Raw genomic sequence first — 24,806 nt, 5'->3', positions numbered from 1 at the left:
CAACGCCCGGATCGCCGGGTAAGAAGTGAGGCGGAATTCCGCCTGGAAGTGTAGGACTGCGCCGGAATTCGGACATCGTCGTCCGAAGGCTGTTCCGGCTCCAGGTAACCATTCGGTTTCGACTGCCAATCCATTCAAGGTGACGCTCCGAATAACCAGTCGTGAATCACACCCACGACCGGTATCGGCCGGCCGTGGGCTGTTCGGGGAGTGTCGAGCTGTAGAACGGAGTGATTGATGAGATCGTCGGCCACCGGGGTCGATAACGGTTCGTCGGCAGAACTTTCGGCCGAACCCTTTCCTCTCACACCGGCGCAGACCGCAATGTGGTACGCCCAGCGGATTCAGCCGGAAATCCCTCTCATCATCGCCGAATATGTGGAGTTCCACGGTGATCTGGACCCGGGCCTGCTGCTGTACGCGATCGAACGCTTCGGCGTGGAAACCGAAGTGGTACTGCAGCGCATCGTGCAGGTGGACGGCGTACCGCATCAGGTAGTCGACCCCACGTCGCGGCCCGGCTGGGCCCGGCTGGACCTGCGTGACGAGCCCGACCCGCATGCCGCGGCGCTGCGCTGGATGCACGACGACACCCGCACACCGATCGATATCGACCGCGATCCGCTGGTCTTCAACGCCGTTCTGCGTACCGGGGAACGCGATTACATCTGGTACTCCCGGGTCCACCACATCGTGCTCGACGGCTACGCCGCAATGAACGCACTGATCCGAACCTCCGAGATCTACACCGCCTACGCGGAGGCCCGCGAACCGGCGGTCTCGCGGGCGACGCCGCTGGCCGAGCTGTACGCCGGCGAGATCGACTACCGGAACTCGCAGCGCCGCGCCGCCGACGGCGCGTACTGGAAAGAGGTGCTCGACGGGGCAGGCGAAGTCGTCAGCCTGTCCACCGTGACCAACGCGCCGGCCACGGCGATCGCGGGCCGGCGGCTGGCAACAGGTGTCCTGAGCGAGGAGACGGAGGCCGCGGTCGCCGCCGCCGCCGAACAACGCGATTCCTCGAATCCGGTGCTGTTCGCCGCGGCGATGGCCTGCTATGTGCGGGCGATGACCGGGCAGAACGATGTGGTGCTGAGCCTGCCGGTTTCGGCGCGCACCACGGTATCGCTGCGCCGTTCGGCCGGAGTCGTATCGAATGTGGTGCCGCTGCGGATCCGGTTCGGCCCCGCGACCACCCTCGACGATGTGGTGCGTGCCGTGGGCGGCCAGATCACCGGGGCGCTGCGCCATCAGCGCTACCGGCACGACGATATCCGCCGCGATTGCGGATACGACCGTGATACCCGCGGGTTCTTCGGTCCGATGATCAACATCATGCTCTTCGCCCGGCCGCTGCGGTTCGCCGACCTCGACGTTTCCGTGCACGTTCTGGCGACGGGGCCGGTCGAGGACCTTTCGGTCAACCTCTACAACAGCGACGGTGACGGGCTTCATCTCGATTTCGAGGCCAATCCGCAGCTTTACAGCGAGGCCGAAGTCGCGGCCCATCGCCGGCGCTACCTGGATTTCCTGGATCGTTTCCTCACCAGTGCGCGTGACACCCCCGTGCGCGAGCTGACCGCGCTCACCGAGACCGAGCACCGCCAGGTCCTGCACACCTGGAACGACACCGCCACCGAAGTGGAACCCGCCACGCTGGCAAGTATTTTCGCCGATCGCGCGGCGCGCACCCCGGATGCCGAGGCCGTGCGATTCGAGGGCACGGCGCTCACCTACCGGGAACTCGACGCCCGCGCGAACAGGCTGGCGCGCCTGCTGATCGCGCAAGGAGCGGGACCGGAACAGGTGGTGGCCCTGTGCCTGCGCCGCAGCCTCGATCTGGTGGTCGCGATGTACGCCGTGATCAAGTCCGGCGCCGCCTATCTGCCGCTGGATCCCGAACATCCGGTCCAGCGGCTGGAACAGATCGTCCATCGGGCCCGGCCCGTCGCCCTGCTGGCCGCCGCCCGCGACGGTCTCGCCCTGCCCGGCACCATCGCGGCGATCACCGTCGATACGGTGGACCTGTCCGACTGGGACCCGGCGCCGGTCACCGACAGCGACCGTTCCGTACCGCTGCGCGGTGATCACCTCGCGTATCTGCTCTACACCTCCGGGTCCACCGGCACCCCGAAGGGGGTCGGCGTCGCCCACCGCGCGATCGTGAACCGGTTGCGCTGGATGCAGCACGAATACCCGCTCGATCACACCGATGCGGTGCTGCAGAAAACCCCGGCGACCTTCGACGTCTCGGTCTGGGAGTTCTTCTGGCCGTTGCAGACCGGAGCCCGGCTGGTGGTGGCCCGGGCCGACGGCCACCGCGATCCGGCCTATCTGGCCCGGCTCATCCGCGAAGAACAGGTCACCACGGCACATTTCGTACCGTCCATGCTCTCGGTCTTCGTCACCGATACCGAGGTAGGCGACTGTGTCACGCTGCGGCGGGTCTTCTGCAGCGGGGAAGCGTTGCCGCCCGCCACGGTTCGTGATTTCCGGGCGGCGCTGCCCGTACCGCAGCTGCACAACCTGTACGGCCCCACCGAGGCCGCGGTCGATGTGACCTATTGGGAGTGCCCGCCGGATCCGGCGACCGTGCCGATCGGTGCACCGGTGTGGAACACCCGGACCTATGTGCTCGACCATGCGCTGCGCCCGGTAGCTCCCGGTGCGGTGGGCGAGCTGTATCTGTCCGGTGTGCAGCTGGCGCGTGGATATCTCGGACAGGCCCCCCTGACCGCTGAACGGTTCGTCGCCGACCCGTTCCATACCGGTGAGCGGATGTACCGGACCGGCGATCTGGCGCGCTGGCAGCTCGGGAATACGAGCCGCGGCGTCCTGGAATATCTGGGCCGCACCGATTTCCAGGTGAAGATCCGCGGGCTGCGGATCGAACTCGGCGAAATCGAGGCGGCACTGCTGGCCGACGAGCGGATCGCGCGCGCGGTGTGCATCGCCCACGCGACCCCGGCGGGCGACCAGCTGGCCGCCTATGTGGTGGTTCGCGGTGACGAGGCGCTCGATACCGCGGAGCTGCGGGCCCGGCTGGCACGCACGCTTCCGGGATATATGGTCCCCGCGACGGTGACCCCGCTACCCGAACTACCGCTCAACAGCAACGGCAAGATCGATCGGTCCGCACTGCCGGCGCCCGGGCCCACCGGCGATCGGGTGCGGACCGCGCCGCGCACGGAGGTCGAAGAGGTACTGGCCGCGATCTTCGCCGAACTGCTCGGTGTCCCCGAGGTCGGTATCGAGGACGGCTTCTTCGAACTGGGCGGAAACTCGCTGGTGGCCGCGCGGGCGGTGGCGCGGATCAATACTGCGCTGGGGACCGCCCTCACGATCCGCGACCTGTTCGAAGCCGGCAGTATCGCTGCGCTCACCGACCGGTTCACCGTGCACGAACCGGATCTCACCTCCCCGCGACTCGTTCCGGTGGCACGCCCCGAGCGGATTCCGCTCTCCCCGGCGCAGCAGCGGCTGTGGATCCTCAACCGGTTCGCCGAACATGCCGCCGCCTACAACATGCCGCTGGCCGTGCAGCTGGACGGCAATCTCGATATCGATGTGCTGCGCGCCGGTCTGCGTGATGTGCTCGAGCGGCACGAAAGCCTGCGCACCACCTTCCCCGATCCGGGGGAGGGCCCGCAGCAGCTGGTGCATCCGCTCGCGGAGGTACCGCTGACACTCGAGCCGGTGGAGGTCGCGGCCGGCGGAGTCCGCGAGCTCGCCGCCGAATTCGTCACGCGGCCGTTCGACCTGCGTACGGAGTTCCCGTTCCGGGTCGCGCTGTATGCCGTCGACACCGATTGCCATGTGCTGGTCCTGGTGCTGCACCATATCTGCGGCGACGGCTGGTCGGTGGCGCCGCTGGTCCGCGACCTCACCGTCGCGGTCACCGCCCGGGCCGCGGGCATGACGCCCGGCTGGACCCCGCTGCCCGTGCAGTACGCCGATTTCGCGCTGTGGCAGCGGGAGTTGCTCGGTGAGGAATCCGATCCGGCCAGCGCGCTGAGCCGGCAGATCACCCATTGGCGCGCCGAACTCGCCGGCCTGCCGGATCAGCTCGACCTCCCGCTCGACCGGCCGCGTCCCGCGCACCGCTCCACCGAGGGCGGGCGGGTCGCGTTCACCATCCCGGCCGGCACCCGCAGTGCGGCCGCGGAACTGGCGGCCAGCCGCGGTGCGAGCATGTTCATGGTGGTGCATGCCGCACTGGCCACACTGCTGTCCCGGCTCTGCGGCAGTACCGATATCGTCATCGGCACCCCGATCGCGGGCCGCAGCGATCCCGCGCTGGACGAGCTGGTCGGGATGTTCGTCAACACCCTGGTCCTGCGCACCGAGGTCGACCCGGCCGGTGATTTCGACCGGATGCTCGATATCGTGCGGGAAACCGATCTCAATGCCTTCGCCAACGCCGATGTGCCGTTCGAGCGGCTCGTGGAGGTGGTGAATCCGGAACGTTCCGGCGCACGCCATCCGCTGTTCCAGGTGATGCTGTCCTACGACAACGCCGGTGAGATCGAGCTGAATCTGCCCGGGCTGCGGACCGAGATCATGGCGCTGGATGCCGGGATCGCGAAATTCGACCTCCAGCTCGAGGTGCACGACGACAACTCCGGCGGTGAGCTGCACGCCGAAATCGGCTATGCCACCGATGTTTTCGACGAGCGGACCGTGCAGTCGATCGCCCGGCGGTTCGTCGCGGTTCTGGATGCCGCGGTGGCCGCACCGCGCCGCCCGGTCGGCGATATCGATGTGCTGGACCGGCGCGAATACGGCAATCTCGTACCGCTGGCGGGTGGTCCGGCGGAACCGCCGGTGTCACTGGCCGAACTTCTCGGCCGGTCCGCGGTCCGCGATCCGGACGGTATCGCGGTGCGTTTCCGCGCCCGCGATACGACCTACCGGGAACTGGACGAGCGGGCGAACCGCTTGGCCCGGTTACTGATCGCGTACGGGGCCGGCCCGGAAGCCGTGGTCGCGCTCGCACTGCCGCGTGGTCTGGACGCGATTACCGCGATCTGGGCCGTCGCCAAGACCGGGGCGGCGTACGTGCCGGTCGATCCCGGATATCCGCGCGACCGGATCGCGCATATGCTCACCGATTCCGGTGCGCTGCTGGGAGTTACGAGCCCGGATCAGCTCGAGGTGCTGCCGGAGCGTCCCGGCGCTGTCCGGCAGTGGCTGGTGCTCGGTGATCCGGCGCTGGAATCCGCGTGCGCGGCAGTGTCCTCCGCGCCGGTGACCGACGCGGACCGGATCCGGCCGGTGCGCACCATCCACCCCGCCTATCTGATCTACACCTCCGGATCCACCGGCACCCCGAAGGCCGTGGTCGTCACCCACGGCGGGCTGGCCTCGTTCGCCGCGGAGCAGTGCTACCTGTTCGGCGTCACCCCGGCTGCGCGCACATTGCATTTCTCCTCGCCCAGTTTCGACGCGTCGGTGCTGGAACTGCTGCTCGGCTTCGCCTGCGGGGCGACGGTTGTGATCGCACCCCCGCAGATCTACGGCGGTAGCGAACTCGCCACCTTCCTGCAGGTCGAACGCATCACCCACGCGTTCGTCACGCCCGCCGCGCTGGCCACCGTCGACCCGGCCGGTCTGGATCGGCTGCAAACGGTCATGGTGGGCGGTGAGGCCTGCGGGCCCGAACTGGTGGCCACCTGGGCCGACCGGTACCGCATGCACAATATGTACGGTCCGTCCGAGGCCACTGTCGCCGCCACCATGTCCGGCCCCATGCGGCCCGGGCGGCCGGTACCGCTCGGCCATCCGGTGCGGGGTATGCGGCTTTTCGTGCTCGACTCCCGGTTGCGGCCGGTGCCGCCGGGCACTCCCGGTGAGCTGTACCTGTCCGGGCCGGGCGTGGCCCGCGGATATCACGGCCGGCACGCGCTCACCGCCGCCCGGTTCCCGGCCAACCCGTACGGCCGCCGCGGCGAACGCATGTACCGTACCGGTGACCTGGTCGTAGCCGACCGGTCCGGCCGGCTGCGGTTCCTGGGGCGCGCGGACGATCAGGTGAAACTGCGTGGTTTCCGGATCGAACTGTCCGAGATCGACCATGTCCTGCGTACCCATCCCGGGGTGCGCCGCGCGCTGACCGTGGTGCATACGGATCCGCAGGGGCGGCAGCGTCTCGCCGCCTATATCGTCGCCGACGCGGGCATCGACCCGGACGGGGTGCGGGCCACGGTCCGCGGCCGGCTGCCCGGCTATATGGTCCCCGACGCCGTCACTGTGCTGCCGGAATTCCCCACCGCACCCTCCGGCAAGCTCGACCGGAAGGCGCTACCGGAACCGGTCTTCGCCGGCGCGACCGCGAACTCCCGGCCGCCGGCCACCGATCTCGAACGGCGGGTCGCCGAGGTGTTCGCCGAGGTGCTGGGCCGGGAGGTCACCGGCGTGGAGGACGGTTTCTTCGATCTCGGCGGTAATTCGCTGCTGGCCACCCGGCTGGTGGGCGGTCTGTACGACCGATTCGGTGTGGACCTGCCGGTGCGGACCGTATTCGAGGCACCGACGGTGGCGGCGCTGGCCGAACACGTCACCCGCACTCCGGTGACGGTCCGGGTGCCGCTGACCGCCCGGGATCCGCGCCCCGACCGCATCCCGTTGTCGCTGCCACAACAGCGGTTGTGGTTCCTGAACCGTTTCGCCCCCGAATCCAGCGCCTACAACATCGCTTTCGTCCTCGATATCGATGGCGGCCTCGAGGTGGCGGCGTTGCGTTCGGCCCTGAGCGATATCGTCGAACGGCACGAGGTCCTGCGCACCGCCTATCCCGACGACGGAAACGGTGCCCAGCAACGGATCCTGCCCGTCACGTGGGCGCTTCCCGCGCTGGAAGTCCGTGATACCGATCCGGCCGGTGCCGCCGCGGCGCTGCACGAAGCGGCGACCACCGGTTTCGACCTCACCACCGGCACCCCGCTGCGCGCGATCCTGCTGCGCACCGGTGCGCACCGGTACCGGCTCGGTGTCGTGGTGCACCATATCGCCGCGGACGGCTGGTCGCTGGCACCGCTCACCCGCGACCTCGCCCTCGCCTACCAGGCCCGGTGTGCCGGCTCCGCGCCCGAGTGGAGCCCGCTCGAGGTGCAGTACGCCGATTTCGGACTCTGGCAGCGCGAACATCTCGGCGCCGCCACCGACCCGGACAGCCTCGCCGCCCGGCAACTCGGCTACTGGCGTGAACAGCTCGCCGGACTGCCCGAGGAACTGCCCCTGCCCTACACCCGGCCTCGCCCGGCCGAACCACAGCAGACCGCGGGGACGGTGCGGTACACGATCCCGGGGCCGATGCGGCCGGTGCTCGCGGAACTGGCGCGCGCCCAGGGCGTGAGCCCGTTCATGCTGCTGCGGTCGGCGCTCGCCGTGCTGCTGCGTTCGGTGACCGGCGGCCGCGATATCGCCATCGGCACTCCGGTCGCCGGGCGTACCGATCGGCGGCTCGACGAGCTGGTCGGTATGTTCGTCAACACCCTGGTGCTGCGTTCCGATGTCGACCCGGCCCGGTCCTTCACCGATCTGCTGCGGGCCGACCGGGATACCGAGCTCGCCGCCCTGGCCCATGCCGATATCCCGTTCGAACAGGTGGTATCGGCCCTGGGCAACGATCCGCGCGCCACGGGCCGGCATCCGCTGTTCCAGGTCGCGCTGACCGTGCAGGACACCCCGGTGCCGACGCTGGAACTGCCCGGTCTCGCGGTGGATGCGGCCGCGCTCGATATCGCCCGCGCCAAGTTCGATCTCGAACTTCGGGCAGGTGATCTCGACGCCGGTGAACTCGAATTCGTCTACGCCGACGAACTGTTCGACGAGTCCACGGTGCGTACCCTGGCCGATCGGTTCCTGCGCGTTCTGGCCACCGTCGCCGCGCGACCCGATATCGCGGTGGGCGATATCGATACGCGCACCGATTCCGAGCGCGCTACCTACAGTCCCGCCCGCGGCCCGGTTCCCGGTATCCCGCGCACCCTGGCGGGTCTGTTCGCCTCGACCGTCCTCGCGCACAGCGCGCGCCCGGCGCTCTACGCCGAGGACACCGTCCTCACCTACGCCGAACTGGACCGCCGGGCCAACCGGCTGGCGCGGGCGCTGATCGGGCGTGGTCTGGGCGCGGGGGACCGGGTGGCGCTCGGGCTCACCCGGTCCGCGGATTCGGTCACCGCGATGCTGGCCATCGCCAAATCCGGGGCCGCGTTCGTTCCGGTGGATCCGAACTATCCCGTCGAGCGGGTCGCGCATATGCTCGCCGATTCCGGTTGCACCGTCGGTATCAGCCGCGCGGGGCATGCGGACACGCTGCGCGCCGCGGGTGGTGACCATATCGATTGGCTGCTGCTCGATACTCCCGCCGGGCGGCGCGAAACCGGTGTTCCGGCCGATCCGGTCACCGATGCCGACCGAGTCCGCCCGGTGCGGATCACCGATCCGGCGTACCTGATCTACACCTCCGGATCCACAGGTAAACCCAAGGGCGTCACCGCCACCCACGGTTCGCTGGCCGATCTCGCCGACGAATTCCGCGACCGGCTGGCCATCACCCCCGGCGCGCGGACCCTGCATTTCTCGTCGCCGAGTTTCGATGCCGCGGTCCTGGATCTGCTGCTCGCCGTCGGTCCCGGCGCCGCCATGGTGATCGTCCCGCCCGAGGTGTACGGCGGCGACGAACTGGCCGAACTCATGACCCGCGCCGAGGTGACCCACACCTTCATCACACCGGCCGCCCTCGCCACCATCGATCCGGAGCGGTGGCCGTTGCCGCGGCTGCGCGGCCTGATGGTGGGTGGCGAACATGTCGGCCCCGAACTGGTGGCGCGCTGGGCGCCGGGCCGGCGGATGTTCAACGCCTACGGGCCCACCGAAACCACCGTGGTGGTGTCGGTGACACCGGTGGTGCCGGACCGCCCCGCCGGCCTGGCCTCGCTGATCCGCGGGGTGCGCGCGGTGGTCCTCGACGAACGCCTGCGTCCTGTTCCCACCGGTGTTCCCGGCGAGCTGTATCTCGGTGGACCCGGGCTGGCCCAGGGCTATCACGAACGGTTCGGCCTGACCGCGGGACGTTTCGTCGCCGACCCGTACGGTCCCGCCGGTGCCCGGATGTACCGCACCGGCGATGTGGTCCGCTGGACCACCGAGGGGGACCTGCGCTATCTGGGCCGCAGCGACAACCAGGTGAAGATGCGCGGGTTCCGGATCGAACTCGGGGAGATCACCGGCGCGCTCACCGCCCATCCGGCGGTGCATTTCGCCCACACCGAAGTGCGCCGCGTCGCCGGAGTGGATCGGCTGGTCGCCTACGTGCACCCGGCCGACGCCGACCGCAGGCTCGAACCCGAGGAGTTGCGCGAATATCTGGCGCAGCGCCTGCCCCGGCATATGGTGCCCACCGCGTTCACCCTGCTGGACGAGATCCCGCTGACTCCGGTCGGCAAGCTGGATATCGCCGCGCTGCCCGAACCGCAGGCCCTGCCCACCGGGTCCGCCGGGCGGGCCCCGCAGACCGCCACCGAACGCCTGGTCGCGTCGGTGATGGGCGATCTGGTGGATGCCCCCGTCACCGACACCGGCGATAACTTCTTCGAGATCGGCGGCAACTCGCTGCTGGCGACCCAGCTGGTGGGGCGCCTGGAAGCGGCCACCGGGGTGCGGCTGGCGGTGCGTTCGGTCTTCACCGCGCCCACCGTCGCCGAACTGGCCGCCCGGCTGGACGGCGAGAACGCCGGTGCGGGTGGGCCCGCGCTGGAACGCCGGGAACGCCCTGCACGGATTCCGCTGTCCCCGGCCCAGCAGCGGCTGTGGTTCCTCAACCGGTTCGGTGGTTCCGATCCGGCGGCGACCCCCGGCGCCTACAACGTTCCGGTGGTGCTGCGATTGCGCGGTCCGCTCGACCGGACAGCCCTGGCGACCGCCCTGCACACGGTGCAGGAGCAGCACGAAACCCTGCGCACGGTGTTCCCGGAGAGCGACGGGGAACCCACCCAGGTGGTCCGTGATCTCCCCGGCGCCGCGGTCGCCCTGCAGACCCCGGCGACCGAAGGCGACCCGCGTCCCGATATCGAGCGGTTCATCGCACCGGGATTCGACCTGTCCACCCAGATCCCCTTGCGGGCAGGGTTGTTCGTCGTCGCCCCGGACGATCACATCCTGGTCCTCGTGGTCCATCACATCGCGATGGACGGCTGGTCGCTGGAACCGCTCGCCGCCGGTGTGGCCGAGGCGTACCGGACGGTGCGGCTCGGTGCCGAGCCACGCCCCGATACCGAGCAGTTGCAGTACATCGACTACACGCTGTGGCAGCGGGAGCTGCTCGGCGCCGAGGATGATCCGAACTCGGTGATCAGCGGGCAGCTCGGGTACTGGCGCGACGCGCTCGACGGATTGCCCGAACTCCTCGCCGTACCCGCCGACCGGCCCCGTCCGCCGGTCCCGTCCTACCGCGGCGGCACCGTGGAGGAACGGCTCGACGCTCGCGCGCACCGGGATCTGCGCGACCTCGCGGCCCGCCACAACGTGAGCGTGTTCATGGTCCTGCACGCCGCGCTGGCGGTACTGCTGCATCGCCTCACCGGATCCGGCGATATCGCCGTCGGTTCCCCGGTCGCGGGCCGCGGCCATCCCGAGCTCGACCGGATGATCGGGATGTTCGTCAACACCCTGGTGCTGCGGACACCGGTCGATTCCGGCCGGCAGTTCACCGAACTGCTCGAGACGGTGCGGGAGGCCGATCTCGATGCCTTCGCGCACGCCGAGTTGCCGTTCGAACGGCTCGTCGAGGTACTGAACCCGGTGCGGTCGCAATCGCATCATCCGCTGTTCCAGGTGATGCTGTCGGTCCGCGACGAACCGGTGCGGGCACTGGAACTGCCGGGGTTGAGTATCGAGGCGATGGATATCGATGGCGGTATCGCGAAGTTCGATCTCCAGTTCACGCTCACCGAATGCCGGGCCGAGGATCGGTCGCCGGACGGTATCGCCGTCGCGGTGAACTACAGCGCGGACCTGTTCGACGAGCCGACCGCGGCTCGGCTCGGCCGCCGGCTGGTCCGGCTGCTCGCCGCGATAGCGGCCGACCCGTCGGTGATCATCGGCGATCTGGAATTGCTGGAACCGGCGGAATGGTCGGCGCTGGCACCGGTACGCCGCGCCGATCCGGACCAACCGGTCACGCTGCCGGAGGTCTTTGCGGCAGCGGCCTCGGTCGACCGGGGAGCCGTCGCGCTGGCCGCGGCGGGCGTGGAGGTCACCTACGACGCACTCGATCGCTGGAGCAACCGGCTCGCACGGGTCCTCGTCGGGTACGGAGTCGGCCCGGAAACCCTGGTGGCGCTTGGTATTCCGCGCACGGTGGAATCGGTGGCGACGGTACTGGCGGTGACCAAGACCGGCGCGGCCTTCGTCCCGGTCGACCCCGGCTATCCGGCCGCCCGGATCAGCCATATGCTCACCGACTCGGGAGCCGCACTGGGGCTCACACTCGCCGAGTACCGGCCGCAATTGGTGGGTGAGGTCCAGTGGCTGGCCCTCGACGATCCCGATTTCCGGGAAGAGGTTCTGGACGCATCCAGCGCACCGATCACCGATGCGGAACGAAACGGCCCGCTGCGGATGGACAACCCGGCCTACGTCATCTACACCTCCGGATCCACCGGTACGCCGAAGGGCGTGGTCGTCACCCATCGCGGTCTGTCGAACTTCGCGGCGGAAACCGCGCAGCGGTTCGACGTCCGGCCCGACAGCCGTATTCTGCATTTCGCGACACCGAGTTTCGACGCCGCCATGCTGGATCTGCTGTTCGCGCTCGGCGGCGGTGCCACCCTGGTGCTGACCCCGCCCGGTGTGGTCGGTGGAGCGGAACTGGCACGGGTGCTGATCGCCGAACGCATCACCCACGCGTTCATCACCACGGCCGCCCTGGCCACGGTGGATCCGGCCGGTATCACCGATTTCCAGCATGTGCTGGTGGGCGGTGAGGCGCTGCCCGCCGAGGTCGTGGCCCGCTGGGCGCCGGGCCGTAACCTGCACAATGTCTACGGTCCCACCGAAACCACCATCGTCACCGTGGTCTCACAGCCCCTGGTACCGGCGGGGCCGATCCCGATCGGGGAACCGATCCGCGGGGTGGCCGCGATGGTGCTGGATTCCCGGCTGCGGCCGGCCCCGCTCGGCGTCACCGGTGAGCTGTATCTCGCGGGCGGCGCGCTGGCCCGCGGCTACCACGACCGCCCCGGCCTCACCGCGCAACGGTTCGTCGCCAACCCCTTCGGGAAGCCGGGCGAACGGATGTACCGCACCGGCGATCTGGTCCGGATCCGGACCGGCGCGGCCGGCGGCCCCGGCGATATCGAATACGTCGGCCGGACCGACCACCAGGTGAAGATCCGCGGCTTCCGGATCGAACTCGGCGAAATCGATGCCGCGCTGAGCCGGCATCCGGCGGTGGAGTTCTCGCATACCGCCGGGCATCGCACTCCGGCGGGCGCCACCGCGCTGGTGTCGTATGTGAAGGCCGCGCCGGATACCACCGCGGCCGAACTGACCGCGCACCTGTCCGAATTCGTCCCCAACTACATGGTCCCGCAGTCGATCATGCTGATCGACCGGCTGCCGCTGACCCCGGTGGGCAAACTCGACCGTGCGGCCCTGCCAGAACCGGTGTTCTCCGCCGTCGAGGGATACCGGGCGCCTGCCAACCCCATCGAAGCCGCCCTGTGCGAAATCTTCGCCGATGTCCTCGAAGTCGAGCGTGTCGGCACCGCGGACGGGTTCTTCGAATTGGGCGGTAACTCGCTGCTCGCCACGAAGGTGGTCGCGCAGGCCCGCGAGGCCGGATTCGACCTGCCGATGCAACTGTTGTTCGGCGAATCCACCCCGGCCGCCCTGGCCGCGCGGCTCGGCGACGGCACCGCGAGCGATGCGATGGATCTCGCGCTCGCCCCGCTGCTGCCGCTGCGACCCGATTCCGGATCGGGCCGCGCCCCGCTGTTCTGCGTCCACCCCGCGATCGGGCTGTCCTGGTGTTACGCCGGGCTGCTCGCCGAACTGGCCGCCGATCAGCCGGTATACGGACTGCAGGCACCCCAGGCGGCGGGCGAGCCCGGGTTCTCCTCGATCGCCGAGGTCGCGGAGCGTTATCTGGCCCATATCCGGTCGGTGCAGCCGCACGGGCCGTACCAGTTGCTCGGCTGGTCGCTGGGCGGTCTCATCGCGCACGAGATCGCCGTGCGGCTGCAAGCCGACGGCGAAGAAGTCGAATCGCTGACCATGCTGGACAGCTACCGCCTCTCCGACGATCTGGCCGAACAGGCGATGCCGACCATTACCGAGATACTCGGCGAATTCGGCGGTGACCTGGTCGTCGACGGTGCGGAACCGACCCTGGCCGAGGCCGCCGAAATGCTGCGCTCACGGCCGGGACCGTTCGCGGCGCTCACCCTCGAACATCTGGAAAGGCTCTACGCCGGCTATGCCGACGGCACGGTGCAGGCCAACGGGTTCCGGCCCGGCGTCTTCGACGGCGACCTGCTGTTCTTCGCCGCCGCCACCGACCCGGTCAACCGCGCGACACCCGACCGGCACCCCGGCGCGTGGAAAGAATTCGTCACCGGCACGGTGACAGCCCACGAGATCGAATGCACACATGCGGAGATGACCACGGCGCAAACCCTCGCGGTGATCGGACCCGTACTGCGCGAACACCTCCGCGCACGCTTGCGCACCTGACCGTGCGCGCAGGAGCTCGCGCCCCCAGCCCGGTACCGAAACGAAGGAGAACGCTCAGTGAAGCCCGCGGTACAGATCACCGGCCTGGTGAAGAACTACGGCCGGGTCCGCGTTTTGGACGATGTCGATCTCGAAATACCCACCGGCACCGTGATGGGTCTGCTCGGACCCAACGGTGCCGGTAAAACCACCACCGTCCGTATCGTGACCACGCTGTTGCGGCCCAACGCCGGAACGGTTCGGGTCGCGGGGGTCGATGTGCTGCACGATCCGGCCGCCGCCCGCCGCCTGATCGGATTGTCCGGTCAGTACGCGGCAGTCGACGCCAACCTCACCGGTTACGAGAACCTGCGTATGGTCGCGCGGCTCTACGGTATGAGCCGCGAAAGCGCCACCGAACGGGCCCGTGAACTGCTGGCGCAGTTCGGGCTCGAGGATGCGGCCGACCGCCGCGCCGGAACCTATTCCGGCGGTATGACCCGCCGTCTCGACCTGGCCGGCGCACTGATCGCCCGCCCGCCGGTGGTGGTTCTCGACGAACCGACGACCGGCCTGGATCCGCGGGCCCGCACCGATATGTGGCGGGTGATCGGTGATCTCGTCCGCGACGGCACCACCGTCCTGCTGACCACCCAGTACCTGGAGGAAGCCGACCGGCTGGCGGACAAGATCACGGTGATCGACAAAGGCCGTGTCATCGCCCGCGGTTCGGCCGACGAACTCAAATCCTCGATCGGCGGGGACCGCCTCACCGTCACCCTGGCACCCGGACAGGATCCGGCGCCCGCGCTGCGGGTACTCGCCGATGTCGGCCTCGGCGAACCCGCGCACGAGGCGAGTGTCGACGAGGTGTCGGTGGTGGTAGCCGACGGTTCCCGCACCATGGTCGAAGCACTGCGCCGCCTCGACGACGCAGATGTGCTGGCCGTCGATGCCCGCGTGCACCGGCCCAGCCTCGACGACGTTTTCCTGTCCCTCACCGGCACCCCGGCGACCCCGGACACCGAGCCGGAAACCAGCGATGTACCCGAGGAGATCATGTCGTGAGCACCGCAGAAGTGGCGGTCGAGAAAACCGAAACCACCGCCCGGACCGAGGAGGACGCCGCGGATACCGAACACGCGCCCGCCTCGCACCGGATCCCGAAATCGGCCGAGCCCCGGATGCGGATCATTCGCGACAGCGCGATCGTCGCGCACCGCAACCTGCTCACCATCATGCGGGTGCCCACCCTGCTGGTCACCGCCACCGTGCAGCCGCTGATGTTCGTCTTCCTGTTCGCCTACGTATTCGGCGCCTCCCTCGGCGGCGGTGAATACCGGGAATTCCTGATCGCCGGGATCATGGCGCAGACGGTCGCGTTCAGTGCCGCGTTCACCACCGTCGGCCTGGCCGGTGACCTCGAGAAGGGCATCATCGACCGGATGCGCGCGCTACCCATGTCGCGGCTGGCGGTGCTGATGGGCCGGACGCTGTCGGATCTCGTGGTGAGTGTGCTGAGCCTGCTGGTGATGACCATCTGCGGATACATTGTCGGCTGGAGCATCGAGGGCAGTCTGGCCGATGCCGCACTGGCCTACGGAGTGATCCTGCTGTTCGCGTTCGCCATGTCGTGGGTAGGCGCACTCACCGGCCTGCTCGCCCCGAATGTGGAGGTCGCGCAGAGCGCCGGCCTGATCTGGCTGTTCCCGCTGTCGTTCATCTCCTCGGCCTTCATCTCCGCGGAGACCCTGCCCGGGCCGCTGCGCACCATCGCCGAATGGAACCCGATCACCGCCGTCGCGGCCACCGGCCGGAAGTTGTTCGAGAACAGTGCACCGCCGACCTTCGAGGCACCGACCGGATGGCCGGCCGAACACTGTGTCGAGTACGCCGTGATCTGCTCGGTGGTGATCCTGCTGATCGCGATGCCGCTGGCACTGCTGCGCTACCGCCGGGTGGCCAGCCGCTGAACCCGCGGGGCGCCGGCGCCGAAAACGACAAAGGCCGTACCCACCGGATCATCCGGTGGGTACGGCCTTATCAGCCGGTGTCCGGGATATGCGCCCGGACCAAGACTCCCGAAGAGCTGTGACTCAGCCCCGGCGGCGGGTCTTGAGCAGCTCCAGGCGCTCCTTCAGCAGCTCCTCGAGCTCTTCCTTACTGCGCCGCTCCAGCAGCATGTCCCAATGCGTGCGCGGCGGCTTCACCTTCTTGGCCTCCTGCGAGGTGCCTTCGAGTAGCACACCTTCCTGACCGTTCTTGCACAGCCAGGTCGGCGGGATCTCGGCCTCGTCGGCGAACGGAACATCGAATTCTTCACCATTGTCGGTCCGGTACCGGGCGATCCGGCGGGGAGCCAGATCATGGTCGCGGTCGGTTTCGTAGCTCACCGCTCCGAGCCGGCTGCCCCGGAGTACGCGATCTGCCATCTGTACAGGTCCTCTCTGTGTTGTCGGCGCGTTACCGCGCGCAGGTCCGCGGGTTCCCGGATGTTCGGTTCCGGATGACCGGATCGGAAACACCTCTCGGCGTATCCGCTGCGGTGCACCGGAACCCGCCCGGGGGCGAACCGGTGGGTTGACCCCTGTGGTTGTGCTGACGCGAACCTCGTGAGTTCGCGTGTCGCCGGCCGTTGCCTTCCGCCGACCGTTCGGGTCACGTCTGCGAGCCGTTCCCTCACACACGAACCGCGGTTCGTGCCGGTTGCGGCCTTGCGCCCTGTTTCTTGTCAACGTTCGCGAGGGTCGATCCGTTCCCAGTTCGGGAGAGCCTTGTAATTGTACGGCGTCGGCGCGAGAACTCTGCGCGGTGTGCGGTGTGTGCTGCTGTGCGAAGGCCTATTAGGGTGTCGGGTCATGTCGCGCCGGTTGCAGTCCTGTCTGTGGTGTGGTCGGGAAATCGTTGATACGGAAGCGGGACGGCGGCGCCGGTATTGCCGGCAGTCCTGCCGTCAGCGCGCCTATGAGCACCGCAACAATGTGAAGGGCACTGGTATCCCCGCCGATTCGGTGGTGCTCAGTGCCGCCGAGGCCACCGCCCTCGCGGACCGCTGGTTCGCGGCGCGCTGTGCGGCCGAGGATGTGGCGACCGCCATCGACGAGGGCGCCGGTAACGACGAGCTCGCCCGTCTCAGTGCGGTGCTGGTGGAACTCGCCCGGGATGCCGAACGGTTGCGCTGAATCCGGTTGCGAAGGCCCGGACCGTCGGCCGATCCGCATCTGGCCGTATCGAAACGATTACGGCGGCCAGCGGATTCGCTGCGAAAAGACCGGCTACCGCCGGGGTGCAGAAACACCAGACCGGCCATTGCCGCAGTACAGAGCAGCAATGGCCGGTGCAGGCATCCGATCACCCGACGAAGACCGGAGATCATGGGGCGGCCGGAGTTTTCCGGCCTGCCGGGAAGGGGGTCAGCCCGGGAAGTTCATGACATCGAGGCCGCGCCCGGCGAACCACGGCATCGGGTCGATCTTGCCGACACCCGGCTGATGCACCTCGTAGTGCAGGTGCGGTCCGGTGGACTGACCACGGCTGCCGACGGTGGCGATCACATCGCCGGCCTTCACCGGCTGGCCGACATGGGCCAGGATGTCCTGCATATGGCCGTACACGCCGACGGTGCCGTCGTCCTGCTGGACGCGTACCCACAGCCCGAAACCGGTGGCCGGGCCGGCCTCGATCACCACACCGTCGGTGACCGAACGAATCGGCACACCCTGCTGACCGGCGAAGTCGATACCGAAGTGGTTGGCACCCCAGCGCGGCCCGAAACCGGAGCTCACGACCGCATCGACCGGACGCACAGTGGTGGGCCGGGGCGGCGGCGGAGGCGGGAAGGGGAACGCGACGGGCTGGTTGTCCGCAGCGGGCTTGTTCGGGTCCCAGACCGCGGGATCATGGGAGTGGGCCTGCTGCTCGTCGGCAGGCGCGTCGGTGGCGGCCTGTGTGGGCGCGGTGGCGGCCACGTTCTTGATCGTTTCGTTATCGGAATCGGCACCTGCGGCGAGGAGACCGAAACCGGCACAGAGCGCAGTCGTGGTGGCGACAACCTGCGTCGTTACGCGACGACGGCCGATCGACGGCACCGTGAGCTTGCGGAGAGGTAACGGAAGGGTCACGGGCATGAGTTACAAGCTAGGGGACTTGCAGGCCGAGTCAGCAAGCATGTGGTTACCGTCACCCTGGGTGCATAAGCCCAGGTCGCTTATAACCGTACGGTAACGAAACCCGAAATTTCCCGCGTCGAGCTGCGCAAATGAGACATCCGCCGGGGGTTTGACCGAGGGGTTGCCCGATGGAGACACTGTATGAGTGGTCGCTAACAGAGTTGCGCCGCTGATCGCCCTCGCCGACCCCACCCGGCGGGCGATATTCGAAGCGTTGCCCTCTGGGCCGCGCTCGGTGGGGGAGTTGGCCAAACAGGTGGGGATCAGCAGTTCGGCCGTATCGCAGCATCTGCGCGTACTGCGCGAAGCGCGCCTGGTGATGGTGCGCCCGATCGGCAACCGCCGGCTCTACTCCCTCGACCCGCGTGGCCTCGGGGACGCCCGCGACTACCTGGAACAGTTCTGGCCGAGCGCCCTCGCCGCCTATGCCGCCGCAGTGAGCGAGGCGCGCGGCCGCGTATGAGACCGGGCGGCCCGGGGCCGTACCCGGTCAGCCCACCCGGCGGTACGAGGCACCCGTGACCCCGGCCTCGGAGCGGCGCTTGCTCAGCTGCCGATCCAGTGCCGCGATCACCTCGGCGGCGCCGATCTGCAGCAGGCCGGGATCGGGTGTCGTGCCCTCGCGGTCACCGGTACGGCCCGCCCACAGCACTTCGTGCCGGTTGAGGAGATGCCCGGGCGGTCCGCTCTGCGCAGGGGAGGAGGGGCCGAACAGTTGCACCGTGCGGGTCCCGAACGCGGTCGCGAGATGGGCGACACCGGTATCGCCGCACAGCAGCACCGAGGCTTCGGCCACAGTGGCCGACAGTTCGATCAGATTCTGGTTACCGGCCAGCACCCGCTGCCCGGCCAGCCCTGCCCGGGCAGCGATACCGTGGGCGCGCTCGCGATCACCTTCGTCGCCGGTGAGGACCACCTCGTGACCCAGTACCAGCAGATGCCGGATCACCGCGGCGAAGCGATCGGCCGGCCACTGCCGCGCGGTGGCGCCCGCACCGATATGCACGACCACACTGTCGCGGTGGCTGGTGGTGGCCACCGGCGGTACCAGCCCGAGATTGCGCCGGTCGGCGCCGATCCCGTCGAATTCCAGCAGATGGCACCAGCGGTCGATCGGATGCCGATCGTCGTGCCAGTCCGGGCCGGGAATTTCCGGGAACGCCGGATTGCGGTAGGTGAGGATACGTTCGGCGCCGGTCTTGGCGAGTTCCACGATCGGCGTGGCCTCGGCGCCGTGCAGATTGATGGCGAGCTTGGGTGGCGGTCCGTCCCAGCGCAACCCCTGCGGGTCGGCGATCGGCACCATCTCGTCCACCAGTGCGATCAGTTCGACCATCGGGCGCAGACGATGCGGGGTGGCGAGAACGAGATGATCGTTTCGCCGGGCCCGCCGTAGGGCACGCAACGCCGGAACAGCGGTGAGCAGCTCACCGAGACCGCGTGCCTGAAGCACGAGAACTACCGACACCCGACTCTCCTAGCCACCTGTTGCCCATTCCGCCCCCTCCCCGCACCATCCCGAGGGCTGGACCACGACGAGAGCATTCCCTTGGTTGACTACCCGTGGGCTCGGTGGGCAAACGTTGGCCGATCGCGGCCTGGGTCACATGTTGTGGCTCACAGAATATGTGGTGATCCGCCGTGGTCGGCCGCTGTGCCGGCCGGTTCGCGGGCGGGGTCCGGAGGGTCCGGCCGCGGCGGCGGTATGGTTCCGCGGCTTGCGCTTCGGTAATGTCGGCGCGGTCCGCAGGGAAGACCGGTGCGAGTCCGGGGCTGTCCCGCAACTGTGAGGTTCGCTGCGCGAACCGAAGCCAGATACCTGCGGATGAAGTACTGAACGGTCATGATCACGTGGGTATTGATCGATGCGCCGAACCAGCCGCCCGTGCGCGGCCGGTTTCGCATATCTGTGTCGCGTGAACTGCCTTGACGCGACGGGAGTCGGATATGCGTGGTAGGTCACCGGAGTGGAATCGCCGGACCTTTCTACTGGGCAGCGCGGTGGCCGCGGGGGCGCTGGCCGCCGGGTGTGGTAGGGGGGCCGGGTCCGCCTCCGAGACGTTCACCGCGGCCTTCCAAGGATCGGGTGCGGGGGAGGGGATCGATCCGGGGGTGAACACCCTGTTCATCGACGAAGCCCGGATGAAGGCGGTGTACGACGGGTTGTTCGAGGTGGATTCGGCGATGGCACCGATCCCGCGCCTGGCGGAATCGGGGGAACCCAACGCCGACGGCACCCGCTGGCGGATCGCACTGCGCGATACGCAGTGGCACGACGGGAAGAAATTTACCGCGAACGATGTGCTCTACACCCTGTCCCGGGTGCTCGGGCCCGCGCCTCAGCGCCCCTTCATCGCGGCGTCCTCACTGGATGGGGTCGATCTGTCCGGGTGCCGGGCGGTCGATGACCGGACCGTCGAGATCGCGCTGAAGGAACCGTCTTTCGAGTTCCTCATCGCCCTCTCGGTCTACGGGACCAAGATCGTGCAGGACGGTGCCACCGATTTCCGCCGGCCGGTGGGCACCGGCCCCTTCGTATTCGAATCCTTCGACGCCGGGCGCCAGTTCACCGCCACCCGCAACGAGCACTACTGGGCCGGCGCCCCCGGGATCGGCGAACTCCGGATCGTCAGCGCCGAGGCCGACGCCCGGGTGAACGCGGTACAGAGCAGGGAGATCGACTACGCCGACAACCTCACCCCCTCGGCGGCCCGGACCCTCGAAGGCCGGCCCGGGACTACGCTCGTCTCCACACCGCACAGCGGTATCTACTTCTTCGCCATGAAAACCGACCGCCCGCCGTTCGACAACCCGGATGTGCGCCGGGCGGTGATGCGGATGGTCGACCGGGCCGAACTGCTGAAGGTGGCGTTGGAAGGGCAGGGCGAAATCGGCAACGACGTCTTCGGCAAGGGCTACCAGTACTACACCGACCTCCCGCAGCACGATTACGACCCCGACGAAGTAGGCCGGTTACTCCGCCGCGCCGGCGTGCGCGACCTCTCGTTCGACCTGTTCACCGCGCCGGTGGCCTACGGCTTCGTCGAGGCGGCACGACTCTTCGCCGAGCACGCCGCCGCCTGCGGCGTGCGGGTGAACGTGGTGCTGGGCTCGAAGGACACCTACTACACCGAGGCACTGGAGACCGGACACCTCACGATGGGGCAGTCGGGTCCGTTGCCGATCCCCAACCATTTCGCGTCCCGCCTGCTGAGCCACTCACCGCAGAATCGGACCAAATGGTCCGATCCGGACTTCGACCGGCTCTACGCCAGGGCCCAGGGCACCCGGAGCCCGGAGGGCCGCGCGGCGCTCTACCGGACCATGCACGAAATATTGCACGACCGTGGTGGTTTCGTCTTCTTCGGCACCACCAACTGGAACAGTGCCGGCGGTGACCGGTTCGCCGACCTTCCGGCGGCCGTACCGAACTCGCACGAATGGGCCCGCTTCGACCAGGTGCGTGCCCGATGACGCCGAACCCGGATCCGGGTGCGGAGGACCGGGTCACCCGGTGGACAGCAGCGGACCACGCTCCGTACGAGCGCGTCGTGGTCGCGATCCGGTGATCGGCCGGTGATATCGGCAGCCCGCCCGGCCGGGCGGTTGCTCGTCCGCCGCGCCGGAATCGGCGTGGGCCAGCTCGGCGTGCTGCTCGTGCTGGTTTTCGTTTTATCGCTGCTGCTGCCCGGCGATGCCGCCGATGTGCAGAACAACACCGTCCTGAGTGCCGCACAGCAGGAGCAGGCCCGGCACCTCCTCGGCCTCGATGTCGCGCCGGTGACCAGATTTCTCGAATGGCTCGGCAATGCGGTGCGCGGGGACTTCGGCACCTCCTATGCCAACGGCGCGAGCGTCGGATCGGTGATCGCCGGCCCGTTCCTGATCACCGGGCTGCTCGCGGGGCTGGCGTTGCTCGTCCTCGTCCCCGTGGCGGTCACCGCGGGTTTCGCGGCGGGCCTGCGCCCCGGTTCGGTAACCGACCGCCTGATCACCTCGATCAGTATCGGGCTGGATTCGATCCCCGATTTCGTCCTCGCCGTCTTGCTGGTGGCGGTGCTGTCGGTGCGGCTCGACCTCCTGCCGGCGACCTTCCTGGGCGCCGATCTGCCGACCCTGCTGGAACAGCCCGAATATCTGGTACTTCCGCTGGTCGTCACGGTCGCGCGGGTCGCCGCGCCGCTGGTCCGGTTGGTCCGCGCCGGCGTGATCGAGGTGGTGAACCAGCCCTATATCGCGCAGGCGCAGCGGCTCGGAACTCCCCGGTTCTCGCTGCTGGCCCGGCATATGGCGCCCAATGCGCTGGCCCCGGCGATGCAGGAACTCGGCCGGACCGGTGACGGTCTGCTGTCCGGGGTGCTGATCGTGGAAGCGGTGTTCGCCGTACCGGGTATCGCCACCGAACTCATCGGCGCCATCGGAAACCGGGACGATCCGGTGATCCTCGCGATCGTCGCGATCACCGGGGGGATCGCCGTCGTGGTGAACACGGCGATAGATATGGCCGGATACCGGCTGAACCCGGCGGCGGCGCAGGTGCGGATATGACCGCCCGGCGGTGCATGTACGCGGCGTTCATCGCGGTACCCCTGCTGTTCGCAGTGGCCGGTCCGGTGCTCGCTCGTGGCGCGCCGGAGGACCCGTCAGCGCCGTTCGGGCCGTCCCCGTGGTCACCGTTCGGCACCGACCGGCTGGGCCGCGATGTCCTGGCCGCCGCACTCACCGGCGGGCAGACCTTCCTGGTCGTCGGGCTGCTCACCGTCCTGGGGGCCTACCTCACCGGGTTCCTCATCGGAGTATCCGCGGCCGCCGCGCCGCGCCGGTGGCTGGACGATCTGCTCATGCGGCCGGTGGATGTTCTGCTCTGCCTGCCCGCACTGCTGCTCATCATGGTGGCCGCCCTGCGCACCCAGGGATCGGCCGTGGCGATCGCGTGCGCCATCGGGCTCGCCCTGGTGGCGCCCATCGCGCGGTTCGTCCGGATGGCGGCCGCAGGGGTCGTGCACGGGCCGGTCATGGACGCGCTGCGGATGCAGGGCGAGAGCCGCCGCTACCGGTACGGGCGGTACGCGGTACGCGCGATGGCCCGGCCCATCGCCGCCGATATGGGTGTCCGCTTCACCGCCGCCGTCTATTTCCTCGCGTCCGCGAACTTCCTCGGCCTGGGTTTCGACACCACCTCCACCGACTGGGCGGTGTCGGTGGCGGCCAACAAGGATGCGCTGATGATCGCGCCGTGGTCGGTGCTGTTGCCCGGTGCGCTCATCGTGCTGCTGGCGGTGGGCACGAACCTGCTGGTCGACGATCTGCTGCCGGATCCGTACACGCGCGCCGCCGGCGGCGCCCGCAAACGCCGGCCCGCGGCACTGCTCATGGTGGCGCACAGCCGACGGTTGCGCCGGGTGGGCCGCGATGGCTGAACCCTTGATCTCGGTGCGCAACCTCCACGCCCGGGCGGGTACGAGCACGATCCTGCGCGCCGTCGACGTCGATCTCGAGCCGGGCCGGATCCTCACCCTGTTCGGGCCGTCCGGTGCCGGTAAGACCACCCTCGCGGCGGCTGTCGCGGGCGCGGACCGGCCCGGAATCGATATATCCGGTGAGATCCGCCGCGCACCGGGCCTGCGGATCGGCTACCTGCCGCAATACGCGGCCGGCACACTGAATCCCGCCCGGCGGATCGGGGCGGCGCTCGGCGAACCGGTCGCGCGGCAACACCGGCGCGAAGGCGGCCGCCGGATGAGCGCGGCGGCACGCGGCGAGCGGGTCGCGCGGGTATTGGCGACCGTCGCGATCGATACCGGCGACCGCGACCGGATACTGCGCAAATACCCGTTCGAATTCTCCGGCGGTGAACGGGCCCGGCTGGCGCTCGCGCAGGTGCTGGTGTGTGAGCCGGAGGTGCTGGTGGTCGACGAGCCCACAGTTGGGCTGGACTCGTCGGCCCGGGCCGCGCTGCTGACCGCGTTGCGGGATCTGCGATATGCGGGAAAGGCCGTACTGCTGGTCACCCACGACCCCTACGTGGCCGAGCAGCTCAGCGACCGCACACTTTTCGTCAGCGGCGGCCGGCTCGTCGAACCCGAGCCCTCGCCGGCCGGACGAGCCCGAGTGGCCGGTCCGCGACAGGAAGCGCGCGGTGAACCGGCCCTCCGGGTCCGCGGCCTCGCGGCCGGCCCGCGGCACACACCGACTCTGCGAGATATCGACCTGGACCTGCACCCCGGTGAAATGCTGGGGCTGATCGGTGTCTCCGGTGCGGGTAAATCGACCTTGGCCCGGTGTATCGCGGGCCTGACCCGGCCGGTCGCCGGCGATATCCGCGCGGACGGCGAGGCGCTTCCGGTGCTGCGCCGCCGGACCCGGCAGCAGATCGCCCGGATCCAGTACGTCTGGCAGGAATCCGCGGCCTCCTTCGACCCGCACCGCGACATCCTGGATCAGGTGTCCGCCACCGGGATCCGGCTGCGCGGGCTGGAGCGGGTCCGGGCGCGGTCCGCCGCGACAGCGCTGCTGGCCGATCTCGGAATCGACGCTGCCCAGGCGGCCCGCCTGCCCGCGGGACTCTCCGGTGGCCAGCTCCAACGCGCCGCCCTCGCCCGGGCACTGCTGGCCCGGCCCCGGATCCTGCTGTGCGACGAGGTGACCACCGCGCTCGACAAACCCACCGCCGGCCTGATCCTCGACCACCTGGACGAATACCGGCAGACGACTGATGCGGCGGTCCTGTGGATCAGCCACGACCTGCGCAGCCAGCTGGACCGCGCCGACCGGATCGCGGTACTGGACGGCGGCCGGATCGCCGATATCGGCCCGCCGGCAACGCTGACCGGCAGCTCGGGCCCGGAAATCCTCGCCCGCCTCGTCCACGCGGACAGCACGCACTGCGTTCCGCCGGCAGTACACCCGTGAAACCGGATT

12 protein-coding genes and 1 riboswitch are annotated in these 24,806 nt (G+C 69.1%); of the genes, 9 read left to right on the top strand and 3 right to left on the bottom strand.

What is annotated here, in order from left to right:
* The first annotated feature begins 237 nt into the window (after nt 1-237).
* The 3 genes from ACFWPH_RS01370 (at nt 238) to ACFWPH_RS01360 (ending at nt 15,689) form a co-directional block, all read left to right on the top strand.
* Complete coding sequence (locus ACFWPH_RS01370; RefSeq protein ID WP_378747452.1) at nt 238-13,737, top strand: amino acid adenylation domain-containing protein; 13,500 nt, start codon at nt 238-240, stop codon at nt 13,735-13,737.
* Between the two features lie 57 nt (nt 13,738-13,794).
* Nucleotides 13,795-14,784: an ATP-binding cassette domain-containing protein gene (locus ACFWPH_RS01365; RefSeq protein ID WP_280415657.1), complete on the top strand. Its 990-nt coding sequence runs from the start codon at nt 13,795-13,797 to the stop codon at nt 14,782-14,784.
* A gap of 122 nt (nt 14,785-14,906) precedes the next feature.
* Nucleotides 14,907-15,689, top strand: a complete 783-nt coding sequence (locus ACFWPH_RS01360; protein WP_378748203.1) for an ABC transporter permease — start codon at nt 14,907-14,909, stop codon at nt 15,687-15,689.
* A gap of 123 nt (nt 15,690-15,812) precedes the next feature.
* Here ACFWPH_RS01360 and ACFWPH_RS01355 read toward each other — a convergent pair whose 3' ends face one another.
* The gene (locus tag ACFWPH_RS01355; RefSeq protein ID WP_033241797.1) at nt 15,813-16,148 is read right to left on the bottom strand and encodes an RNA polymerase-binding protein RbpA; all 336 of its coding nucleotides are present in this window, start codon (nt 16,146-16,148) and stop codon (nt 15,813-15,815) included.
* Nucleotides 16,149-16,574: 426 nt separating this feature from the next.
* Between ACFWPH_RS01355 and ACFWPH_RS01350 the strand changes: the two genes are divergently transcribed.
* Nucleotides 16,575-16,898: a hypothetical protein gene (locus ACFWPH_RS01350; RefSeq protein WP_062978423.1), complete on the top strand. Its 324-nt coding sequence runs from the start codon at nt 16,575-16,577 to the stop codon at nt 16,896-16,898.
* A 231-nt stretch (nt 16,899-17,129) separates the two neighbouring features.
* Here ACFWPH_RS01350 and ACFWPH_RS01345 read toward each other — a convergent pair whose 3' ends face one another.
* The gene (locus ACFWPH_RS01345) at nt 17,130-17,843 is read right to left on the bottom strand and encodes a M23 family metallopeptidase (RefSeq protein ID WP_378747450.1); all 714 of its coding nucleotides are present in this window, start codon (nt 17,841-17,843) and stop codon (nt 17,130-17,132) included.
* A gap of 187 nt (nt 17,844-18,030) precedes the next feature.
* On the opposite strand from ACFWPH_RS01345, the gene ACFWPH_RS01340 reads away from it, so the two are divergent.
* Complete coding sequence (locus tag ACFWPH_RS01340; protein ID WP_033241799.1) at nt 18,031-18,348, top strand: helix-turn-helix transcriptional regulator; 318 nt, start codon at nt 18,031-18,033, stop codon at nt 18,346-18,348.
* 27 nt (nt 18,349-18,375) lie between these two features.
* Here ACFWPH_RS01340 and ACFWPH_RS01335 read toward each other — a convergent pair whose 3' ends face one another.
* Nucleotides 18,376-19,353, bottom strand: a complete 978-nt coding sequence (locus ACFWPH_RS01335) for a glycosyltransferase family 9 protein (RefSeq protein ID WP_378747449.1) — start codon at nt 19,351-19,353, stop codon at nt 18,376-18,378.
* 235 nt (nt 19,354-19,588) lie between these two features.
* A riboswitch (cobalamin riboswitch) is annotated at nt 19,589-19,727 on the top strand.
* A gap of 105 nt (nt 19,728-19,832) precedes the next feature.
* Between ACFWPH_RS01335 and ACFWPH_RS01330 the strand changes: the two genes are divergently transcribed.
* The 4 genes from ACFWPH_RS01330 (at nt 19,833) to ACFWPH_RS01315 (ending at nt 24,797) form a co-directional block, all read left to right on the top strand.
* Nucleotides 19,833-21,359 (top strand): ABC transporter substrate-binding protein, encoded by a 1,527-nt coding sequence (locus tag ACFWPH_RS01330; protein ID WP_378747448.1) that lies wholly within the window; start codon nt 19,833-19,835, stop codon nt 21,357-21,359.
* A gap of 102 nt (nt 21,360-21,461) precedes the next feature.
* The gene (locus ACFWPH_RS01325) at nt 21,462-22,433 is read left to right on the top strand and encodes an ABC transporter permease (RefSeq protein WP_378747446.1); all 972 of its coding nucleotides are present in this window, start codon (nt 21,462-21,464) and stop codon (nt 22,431-22,433) included.
* Complete coding sequence (locus tag ACFWPH_RS01320) at nt 22,430-23,305, top strand: ABC transporter permease (protein WP_378747445.1); 876 nt, start codon at nt 22,430-22,432, stop codon at nt 23,303-23,305. Before ACFWPH_RS01325 ends, ACFWPH_RS01320 begins: the two co-directional genes overlap by 4 nt.
* The gene (locus ACFWPH_RS01315) at nt 23,298-24,797 is read left to right on the top strand and encodes an ABC transporter ATP-binding protein (RefSeq protein ID WP_378747444.1); all 1,500 of its coding nucleotides are present in this window, start codon (nt 23,298-23,300) and stop codon (nt 24,795-24,797) included. Before ACFWPH_RS01320 ends, ACFWPH_RS01315 begins: the two co-directional genes overlap by 8 nt.
* Nucleotides 24,798-24,806 lie beyond the last annotated feature (9 nt).

Origin of the sequence: Nocardia sp. NPDC058499 (genome assembly GCF_042719915.1) — a bacterium.
Lineage (GTDB): Bacteria > Actinomycetota > Actinomycetes > Mycobacteriales > Mycobacteriaceae > Nocardia.
The sequence above is the reverse complement of the archived record's forward strand: the minus strand, read 5'-3'. Positions and strand labels throughout refer to the sequence as shown.